The sequence below is a fragment of the Streptomyces sp. NPDC001056 genome (assembly GCF_053598955.1).
On sequence record NZ_JBSFLI010000070.1, the window covers coordinates 1 to 9,239 of the forward strand.

A 9,239-nucleotide genomic window follows, 5' to 3' on the forward strand; every position below is an offset into this window, starting at 1 on the left:
GGCGGCCGGCTCGGACGGCTCGCTGACCCTCGCCGGCAGCGCGGGCTTCACCCCTGCCGAGGCGGCCCGCTGGTGCTACGTCCCGCCGGACGTCGTCGTCCGGGGTGCTCCGGCGCGGGGCCGGGCGTTACGACGCGGAGGTCTTCGACATCTCCAGCGCCGACGCCATCCTCGTCAGCTCGGTGAAGGACGCCGTGCCGGCGACCACGGTGGTCGAGCCGGGCGTGTCCTCCAGGACGAGGGCGTCGTAGCGGCCGCCGGTGTAGCGGGTCCAGGTACGGCCGCCGATCCGCTCGGTCCGCTTGGTCGCCTTGGCGCCCTGGCTGGCCTGGTCGATGAAGGCGGCCCGCTTCTGCACCGACTGCTCGATCTGGACATACTGGGCGTCAGGGGTCTGGAAGCCCAGGTGCCAGTAGTCGCCGTTCGCGCCGTCGTAGCTCACGGAGGTGGCCTTCCAGGCGTCGGACAGCCCCTCGGGCCCCGCCACCGGGTAGCTCGCCGCCCGGCGGGCCGTGAGCAGCTCGACCCGGTAGTCGACCCGCTTGAGGTCGGGAGCGTGATTGTCGTGCGGGATGGCGAGGAAGTAGACGACCGCCGCCGCGATGCCGATCAGGGCCAGGGAGAGAATCATGTCCCGGGCCGTCTTCTGCTTGCCGTTCGAACCTGCCACGTCCCTATCGTCGCAGGTGCCCCAAGCGCTCATCCGTGGGGTCCCCTGCTCATTTTGTCTGCCTAACGATAGAGTCATGGCCAAGACCCTCATCCGGCCGTCGCCGTATCAGAAAGGTGCGCCCCGATGACCGAAAATCATCACTTGCCCTCCGAACTCGATGTTCCCGCCGAGGCTCCCGACCGCAACCTCGCCCTGGAACTCGTCCGGGTGACCGAAGCCGCGGCGATGGCCGCCGGCCGTTGGGTGGGTCGCGGCGACAAGAACGGCGCCGACGGTGCCGCGGTACGTGCCATGCGGTCCCTCGTCTCCACCGTGTCGATGAACGGCGTCGTCGTCATCGGCGAGGGCGAGAAGGACGAGGCGCCGATGCTCTTCAACGGGGAGCACATCGGTGACGGCACCGGCCCCGAGGTCGACATCGCCGTCGACCCGATCGACGGCACCACGCTGACCGCCAAGGGCATGCCGAACGCGATCGCCGTCCTGGCCGCCGCCGAGCGCGGCGCCATGTTCGACCCGTCCGCCGTGTTCTACATGGACAAGCTGGTCACCGGCCCCGAGGCCGCGGACTTCGTGGACATCGACGCGCCGGTCGCCGTGAACATCAGGCGGATCGCCAAGGCGAAGAAGGCCATGCCGGAGGACGTCACCGTCGTCATCCTGGACCGGCCCCGGCACGAGGGCCTGATCAAGGAGGTCCGCGACGCCGGTGCCCGCATCAAGCTGATCTCCGACGGCGATGTCGCCGGGTCCGTCTACGCGCTGCGCGAGGGCACGGGCGTGGACCTGCTGCTCGGCATCGGCGGTACGCCGGAGGGCATCATCTCGGCCTGCGCCGTGAAGTGCCTGGGCGGCACGATCCAGGGCAAGCTGTGGCCCAAGGACGACGAGGAGCGGCAGCGGGCGATCGACGCCGGGCACGACCTCGACCGGGTACTCACGACGGACGACCTGGTGGCCGGGGAGAACGTGTTCTTCGTCGCCACGGGTATCACCGACGGCGAACTGCTGCGGGGTGTGCGGTACCGGTCCGAGACCGCGCTCACCGAGTCGATCGTGATGCGGTCGAAGTCCGGCACGGTGCGGCGGATCGACTCCGAGCACCGGCTGAGCAAGCTGCGGGCCTACAGCGCGATCGATTTCGAGCGGGCCAAGTAGGTCGAGCAGCGCGAGCGCCCCCTGTGCGGAGGGGGCGCTTCTGCTTTCCGGGCGGCGCCGGCCCGCTCCGCGCTCCCGCCTCGCCTTCCGGGGGCGCTAGCCGGCTATCCGCTCCTGCGCCGTCACCCGCGTCGCCTTCTTCAGGTCCAGTTCGCGGCGGCGGCGCCGGGCGAGGACCACGCGGCGTTCGGCCGCCGTCAGGCCGCCCCAGACGCCGTAGGGCTCGGGCTGGAGGAGGGCGTGTTCGCGGCACTCGACCATCACCGGACAGCGGGCGCAGACGCGCTTGGCCGCCTCCTCGCGGGACAGCCGGGCGGCGGTCGGCTCCTTGGACGGGGCGAAGAACAGGCTCGCCTCGTCGCGGCGGCACACGGCCTCGGTGTGCCAGGGTGCGTCCTGGTCCCTCTCCCGCGCTGGCACCCGCTGGGCCGGTACGGCAGCTACCTGCAGGGACGAATGCGGCGGTTGCAGCACGGGTCTACTCCTGACGACGGCTTCGCGAGCGAGAGACGATGCAGCAAGGCCTACCCGCTGTACGCGCGCCTATGCACTGCGTTCCCAACGGCCGGTGATTGCCGGGGAGTTCGCGACCGTCAACGGTCCAGGCGTTTGCGCAACCTGCGCTCCACCTTGTCCTGGACCCGCTCCAGGATGTCCGAGACGAGCTTGCCGCGCCTGGGCCGGGCCTCCACGTTGCCGAGCACGGCCCAGCCGTCGACGTAGACCACCGGCGCGTCGGTCTCGGTCGAGTCCAGGGTGGCCACCTCGAAGTTGCCGAGGACGCCGCCGCCGGTGCCGCGCAGCGACACGTTCTCCGGGACGCGGATCTGGATGTCGCCGAAGACGGAGACCGCCTTGATCACGACCTGCTGGTACTCGAAGATCGCCTCGCTGAGGTCGATCTCGACGCTGCCGAAGATCGAGTACGCGTGCAGCCGGCGCCCGGCGCGCCAGCGGCCGCGGCGGACCGCGCTGCTGAGGACGGCCACCACGTTGGCGTCGGACTCGGCGGGTATGTCGTCCGTGGGGCGCGGCGGCGCGGGGGCGTACGCCGCGCCGGAGGGGCGCTGGTGGGCGGCGGGCAGGTCCCGGATGAAGACCTCCAGCTCGCCGACCGTCTTCGCGTTCAGCACGCCGTCCACGCGCTCGGCGTGCTCGTCGGCGGTGAGCCGGCCCTCGGCGAGGGCCTCGCGGAGGATGTCGGCGACCCGGTCGCGGTCGGCGTCCGAGGCGCGCAGTGCGGTGACGCTCGCGGTGGCGTCCTGGGTACGGGCGGGCTTCTGAAGGTCCACGACAGCAGCGTACCGAAACGCGATAGATCGCGACTAGGGGTGTGGACGCCCCTGGGCGTGTCGGAACGGGCGGCCCCCGCCGGGGCCGGGCCCACGGCCACTGAGCCTTACCTCACAGGTTCGCTGTCGGCGGCAGGTTCTACGCTGGTGGGGCCCGCCAGCGTCGGCGGGCACCGTCCGTCAGAGTGAGGAATGGGCTGAGATGCCGCGTAGTTCCCAACCACCCCGCCCAGCGTTCGCGTACACCGATCTGCTCCCCCAGGGAGAGGACACCACGCCGTACCGCCTGGTGACGTCCGAGGGCGTCTCCACGGTCGAGGGGCCCGACGGGCGGACGTTCCTCAAGGTGGAGCCGGAGGCGCTGCGCAAGCTGGCCGAGGAGGCCATCCACGACATCCAGCACTACCTGCGCCCGGCTCATCTCGCCCAGCTGCGCCGCATCATCGACGACCCCGAGGCATCGGCGAACGACAAGTTCGTCGCGCTGGACCTGCTGAAGAACGCGAACATCGCGGCGGCGGGCGTGCTGCCGATGTGCCAGGACACCGGCACCGCGATCATCATGGGCAAGCGCGGGCAGAACGTCCTCACCGAGGGCGAGGACGAGAAGCACCTCTCGCGCGGCGTCTACGACGCCTACACCAAGCTCAACCTGCGCTACTCGCAGATGGCTCCGCTCACCATGTGGGAGGAGAAGAACACCGGCTCGAACCTGCCCGCGCAGATCGAGCTGTACGCGACGGACGGCGGCGCCTACAAGTTCCTGGTCATGGCGAAGGGCGGCGGCTCGGCCAACAAGTCCTTCCTGTACCAGGAGACCAAGGCCGTGCTGAACGAGGCCTCCATGATGAAGTTCCTGGAGGAGAAGATCCGTTCGCTCGGTACGGCCGCGTGCCCGCCGTACCACCTGGCGATCGTCGTCGGCGGCACCAGCGCGGAGTTCGCGCTCAAGACCGCGAAGTACGCCTCCGCGCACTACCTGGACAACATGCCGGCCGAGGGTTCCCCGCTCGGCCACGGCTTCCGGGACAAGGAGCTGGAGGAGAAGGTCTTCGAGCTGACCCAGAAGATCGGCATCGGCGCGCAGTTCGGCGGCAAGTACTTCTGCCACGACGTGCGCGTGGTGCGTCTGCCCCGGCACGGCGCGTCCTGCCCGGTCGCCATCGCCGTGTCCTGCTCGGCCGACCGCCAGGCCGTCGCGAAGATCACCGCCGAGGGCGTCTTCCTGGAGCAGCTGGAGACGGACCCGGCGCGCTTCCTGCCGGAGACGACGGACGAGCACCTGGAGTCCGACGGCGACGTCGTCAGGATCGACCTCAACCAGCCGATGGACACGATCCTCGCCGAGCTGACCAAGTACCCGGTCAAGACGCGGCTGTCGCTGACCGGTCCGCTGGTCGTGGCACGGGACATCGCGCACGCCAAGATCAAGGAACGCCTCGACGCGGGCGAGGAGATGCCGCAGTACCTGAAGGACCACCCGGTGTACTACGCCGGTCCGGCCAAGACGCCCGAGGGGTACGCGTCCGGTTCGTTCGGTCCGACCACGGCCGGCCGGATGGACTCCTACGTGGAGCAGTTCCAGGCGGCGGGCGGCTCCAAGGTGATGCTCGCCAAGGGCAACCGCAGCAAGCAGGTCACCGACGCCTGCGACGCCCACGGCGGCTTCTACCTCGGCTCCATCGGCGGCCCGGCCGCCCGTCTCGCCCAGGACTGCATCAAGAAGGTCGAGGTCCTGGAGTACGAGGAGCTCGGCATGGAGGCCGTCTGGAAGATCGAGGTCGAGGACTTCCCGGCGTTCATCGTCGTGGACGACAAGGGCAACGACTTCTTCCAGGACCCGGCCCCCCAGCCGACGTTCACGTCGATCCCGGTGCGCGGTCCCGGCCTCGCCTGACCCGTACGGGGGTTGGGTCGCATCCAACGGCCCAACCCCCGGAACAACCCCGCGCCCCCGCCCGCTGTACCCGGTATGAGCGAATACCGCATCGAGCACGACTCCATGGGTGAGGTCCGGGTGCCGGCCGGCGCCAAGTGGCGGGCGCAGACGCAGCGGGCCGTGGAGAACTTCCCCGTGTCGGGGCAGCGGATCGAGCGCGCGCACATCGAGGCGCTGGCGCGGATCAAGGCGGCCGCGGCGAAGGTGAACGCGGAACTCGGGGTGCTGGACGAGGACGTCGCGCAGGCGATCCAGGAGGCGGCCGAGGAGGTCGCCCGGGGCGACTGGGACGAGCACTTCCCGGTCGACGTCTTCCAGACCGGTTCGGGCACCTCGTCCAACATGAACACCAACGAGGTCGTCGCGACCCTGGCGAGCGAACGACTCGGGCGCCCGGTGCATCCGAACGACCACGTCAACGCCTCCCAGTCGTCCAACGACGTCTTCCCCTCCTCCCTCCACATCGCCGCCACCGCCGCCGTCACCCACGACCTGATCCCCGCCCTCGACCACCTCGCCGCCGCGCTGGAGCGCAAGAGCGCGGAGTTCGCCGACGTGGTGAAGTCGGGCCGCACGCACCTGATGGACGCCACCCCCGTGACGCTGGGCCAGGAGTTCGGCGGATACGCGGCCCAGGTGCGCTACGGCGTCGAGCGGCTGCGCGCCTCGCTGCCCCGGCTGGCCGAGCTGCCGCTGGGCGGCACCGCCGTGGGCACCGGCATCAACACCCCGCCCGGGTTCTCCGCGGCCGTCATCGAGGAGGTCGCCCGCGCCACCGGGCTGCCGCTGACCGAGGCCCGCGACCACTTCGAGGCGCAGGGCGCCCGGGACGGCGTCGTGGAGACCAGCGGGCAGCTGCGGACCATCGCGGTCGGGCTGACGAAGATCGCCAACGATCTGCGCTGGATGGCGTCCGGCCCGCGCACCGGCCTGGCCGAGATCCGGCTGCCCGACCTCCAGCCGGGCTCCTCGATCATGCCGGGCAAGGTCAACCCGGTGGTGCCGGAGGCCGTGCTGATGGTCGCGGCGCAGGTCGTGGGCAACGACGCCACCATCGCCACCGCGGGCGCCGCCGGGAACTTCGAGCTGAACGTGATGCTCCCGGTCATCGCCAAGAACGTCCTGGAGTCGATCCGGCTGCTCGCCAACGTCACCCGGCTGCTGGCCGACCGCACCGTCGACGGCATCACCGCGGACCGCGAACGCGCCCGCGAGTACGCCGAGTCGTCGCCGTCCGTCGTCACCCCGCTGAACAAGTACCTCGGGTACGAGGAGGCCGCGAAGGTCGCCAAGCAGGCGCTCGCGCAGCGCAAGACGATCCGTCAGGTGGTGCTGGAGGGCGGGTATGTGGAGCGCGGCGAGCTGACCGCCCGGCAACTGGACGAGGCACTGGACGTGCTGCGGATGACGCATCCGTAGCCCCGGGCGTACCTTTCCGGCCACCGCGCACGCGCACGGGGGAACCGTGACCCGCGCCGCAGCGCCCGCGCCGCCCGGCACCTAATATCTGCCCATGAAGGACGACGGAACGATGCGGCGAGCGGCGGCGGGACCTGCGGCGTACTGGGCGCCCGGGACACAGATCCTGTGGCGTTACCGGGAGAACGGCGGCACACGGTTCCACATCGTGCGCCCCGTCACCGTCGTACGCGACGACGCCGAACTGCTCGCCGTCTGGCTGGCCCCCGGCACCGAGTGCGTGAAGCCGGCCCTGGCCGACGGCACACCGGTGCACCGCGAGCCGCTGGAGTCCCGCTACACCAAGCCGCGCACGGTACGGCGGGACCGGTGGCTCGGCACCGGCGTGCTGAAGCTGGCCCGGCCCGGCACCCCCTGGTCGGTGTGGCTGTTCTGGGAGCCGGGCTGGCGGTTCAAGAACTGGTACGTCAACCTGGAGGAGCCGCTGGCCCGTTGGGCGGGCGGGGTGGACTCCGAGGACCACTTCCTGGACATCGACGTACGCCCGGACCGCAGTTGGCACTGGCGGGACGAGGACGAGTTCGCCCAGGCCCAGCGGGACGGGCTGATGACCGCGGAGACCGCCGAACGGGTCCGGGCGGCCGGGCAGGCGGCGGTCGACGCGATCCGGGCCTGGGGGCCGCCGTTCTCGGAAGGCTGGCCGGGGTGGCGACCGGACGAGTCCTGGGCGGTACCGTCACTCCCCGAGGACTGGGACCGTACGCCCGCGCACGTGTCCTCATGAGACTCTTGATGCGCCCCCGGGCGAGAAACGTAGGATCGTCCTCCGCAAGGGCGCTTCGGAGCGACAACTTCCGGGGCATGCGCCGGGCTTGACCGATCGTCACCGAGGGGCGGCAGGGACGTGAACGAGGGGTATCAGGGCGGCACCGCCGGGCGCGCAGGCCTCGCCGGTGGCACGGGAGCATCCTCCGAGCGCGCGCGAAATCCGTTCCCGGGACATGTATTGCGGGTATCGGGACTTCTGCGGGACCACTCGCGCGCCCAGCGCGGGGTCCCGGACGGACGGATGCGACACGCGTGACGGAGCAGCCCACCTCTTTCGAGCGCCCTCAGCCGGGCGCCGACCCCGCGGACGGCCGCGGGGCGCTCGTGCGTGCCCAGGAACCGGTCGGCACCCCCGCCTTACCCGTGCAGGCACGGGCGGACGGGACGCCCTGCGGACCCGGTACGGCCACCTCGTGCGGCCAGCCCATGGACGGCAAGGGGAAGGAGCCCCCAGTCAACGGCCCGGAGCACTCCCAACCCGCCACCGCGGACGCCGGCGCGACCCATCGCCCGCGCCCCGCGGAGGCCATTCCGCCGCAGCCCGGCGCCGACCAGGAACGGACGCCGGGCGGCCCCGAGCGCCGTACCGGGCGGGGTCTGCCACCGGGGCGGCCGATGCCCATGCGGCGCGACGGGGACCGGCTCAGGTTCGTCGGCGCGGCCACCCGGCGGATCGCCCGCGGCCTCGACCTGGACGAGATCGTGATGGGTCTGTGCCGGGCCACGGTGCCGACGTTCTCGGACGCGATCCTCGTCTATCTGCGCGACCCGCTGCCGGTCGGCGACGAACGGCCCACCGGGCCCGTCGTGCTGCGGCTGCGCCGCACCGACCGCATACCGGAGGAGCGGGACACCGACGGCGTCCTGCTGCCCGGCGCGTTCGAGCCCGAGCCCGAGCCGGTCGCGCTCGCGGAGCTGTCCTCGCTGACCACCGAACTGTGCGAGGTGCGCCCCGGCGGCGCGCTGAACGAGGTGCTGCGCGGCGTGCGCCCCGTGTTCGCGGACGCGCCCGCGGCCAGGGCCGCACTGCCCGAACTGCTCGGCGACGGCGCGGAGGCGCTCGTACCGTCCGGGCAGCACGCGATCCTCGCCCCGCTGCGCGGCCGGCGCCGGGTGATCGGCGCGGCCCTGTTCCTGCGCCGCCCCGAGCGGCTCGCGTTCGAGACGGACGACCTGCTGGTGGCCGCGCAGCTGGCCACGCACAGCGCGCTCGGCATCGACAAGGCGGTGCTGTACGGCCGTGAGGCCTACATCGCCGACGAGTTGCAGCGCACCATGCTGCCCGAGACCCTCCCCCGCCCGACCGGGGTGCGGCTCGCCTCGCGGTATCTGCCGGCCGCGGAGACCGCGCGGGTGGGCGGCGACTGGTACGACGCGATCCCGCTGCCCGGCAGCCGGGTCGCGCTGGTCGTCGGCGACGTGATGGGCCACTCCATGACCTCGGCGGCGATCATGGGCCAGCTGCGCACCACCGCGCAGACGCTGGCCGGGCTCGATCTGCCGCCGCAGGAGGTGCTGCACCACCTGGACGAGCAGGCGCAGCGGCTCGGCACCGACCGTATGGCGACCTGCCTGTACGCCGTCTACGACCCGGTCACGCACCGCATCACGATCGCCAACGCCGGCCATCCGCCGCCCGTGCTGCTGCACCTGGGCGGACGGGCCGAGGTGCTGCGGGTGCCGCCGGGCGCGCCGATCGGCGTCGGCGGGGTGGACTTCGAGGCGGTCGAACTGGACGCGCCGGCCGGGGCCACGCTGCTGCTGTACACCGACGGCCTGGTGGAGTCCCGGCTGCGGGACGTGTGGACGGGCATAGAGCAGCTGCGCGAACGGCGCGCCGCCACCGCGCAGTTGACCGGTCCGGACCATCCGCCGCCGCTGGAGGCGCTGTGCGACGAGGTCCTCGACATGCTCGGGCCCGGTGACCGGG

The 9,239-nt window shown here is 71.8% G+C and carries 8 protein-coding genes; 5 read left to right on the top strand and 3 right to left on the bottom strand.

Features of this window, described 5'->3' with window-relative positions:
• Window positions 1–127 precede the first annotated feature (127 nt).
• Window positions 128–670, bottom strand: coding sequence for a DUF4245 domain-containing protein (locus ACWDD7_RS37155; RefSeq protein ID WP_351873946.1), 543 nt, complete (start codon window positions 668–670; stop codon window positions 128–130).
• A gap of 126 nt (window positions 671–796) precedes the next feature.
• On the opposite strand from ACWDD7_RS37155, the gene glpX reads away from it, so the two are divergent.
• Window positions 797–1,831 carry a class II fructose-bisphosphatase gene (glpX, locus tag ACWDD7_RS37160; RefSeq protein WP_351873943.1) on the top strand — a complete coding sequence of 345 codons (1,035 nt, stop codon included), beginning with the start codon at window positions 797–799 and terminating at the stop codon, window positions 1,829–1,831.
• Between the two features lie 96 nt (window positions 1,832–1,927).
• On the opposite strand, the gene ACWDD7_RS37165 is transcribed toward glpX, so the two are convergent.
• Complete coding sequence (locus ACWDD7_RS37165) at window positions 1,928–2,305, bottom strand: WhiB family transcriptional regulator (protein WP_351873940.1); 378 nt, start codon at window positions 2,303–2,305, stop codon at window positions 1,928–1,930.
• A gap of 119 nt (window positions 2,306–2,424) precedes the next feature.
• Window positions 2,425–3,123: a DUF1707 domain-containing protein gene (locus tag ACWDD7_RS37170; RefSeq protein ID WP_450460649.1), complete on the bottom strand. Its 699-nt coding sequence runs from the start codon at window positions 3,121–3,123 to the stop codon at window positions 2,425–2,427.
• Window positions 3,124–3,325: 202 nt separating this feature from the next.
• Between ACWDD7_RS37170 and ACWDD7_RS37175 the strand changes: the two genes are divergently transcribed.
• The 4 genes from ACWDD7_RS37175 to ACWDD7_RS37190 form a co-directional block, all read left to right on the top strand.
• Window positions 3,326–5,020, top strand: coding sequence for a fumarate hydratase (locus ACWDD7_RS37175; protein ID WP_450460650.1), 1,695 nt, complete (start codon window positions 3,326–3,328; stop codon window positions 5,018–5,020).
• 75 nt (window positions 5,021–5,095) lie between these two features.
• Window positions 5,096–6,481, top strand: a complete 1,386-nt coding sequence (locus ACWDD7_RS37180; protein WP_450460651.1) for a class II fumarate hydratase — start codon at window positions 5,096–5,098, stop codon at window positions 6,479–6,481.
• 94 nt (window positions 6,482–6,575) lie between these two features.
• A complete protein-coding gene (gene fomD / locus ACWDD7_RS37185) occupies window positions 6,576–7,265 on the top strand; it encodes a cytidylyl-2-hydroxypropylphosphonate hydrolase (protein ID WP_450460652.1) in 690 nt (229 codons plus the stop codon).
• A gap of 296 nt (window positions 7,266–7,561) precedes the next feature.
• Window positions 7,562–9,239: PP2C family protein-serine/threonine phosphatase (locus tag ACWDD7_RS37190; RefSeq protein WP_450460653.1), on the top strand; the 1,678-nt coding region annotated here is incomplete at its 3' end.

Excerpts from the sequence above, each read along its gene's own strand:
- glpX (WP_351873943.1), top strand. The coding sequence starts at position 797 with ATGACCGAAAATCATCACTTGCCCTCCGAACTCGATGTTCCCGCCGAG.
- ACWDD7_RS37175 (WP_450460650.1), top strand. The coding sequence starts at position 3,326 with ATGCCGCGTAGTTCCCAACCACCCCGCCCAGCGTTCGCGTACACCGAT.
- ACWDD7_RS37180 (WP_450460651.1), top strand. The coding sequence starts at position 5,096 with ATGAGCGAATACCGCATCGAGCACGACTCCATGGGTGAGGTCCGGGTG.
- fomD (WP_450460652.1), top strand. The coding sequence starts at position 6,576 with ATGAAGGACGACGGAACGATGCGGCGAGCGGCGGCGGGACCTGCGGCG.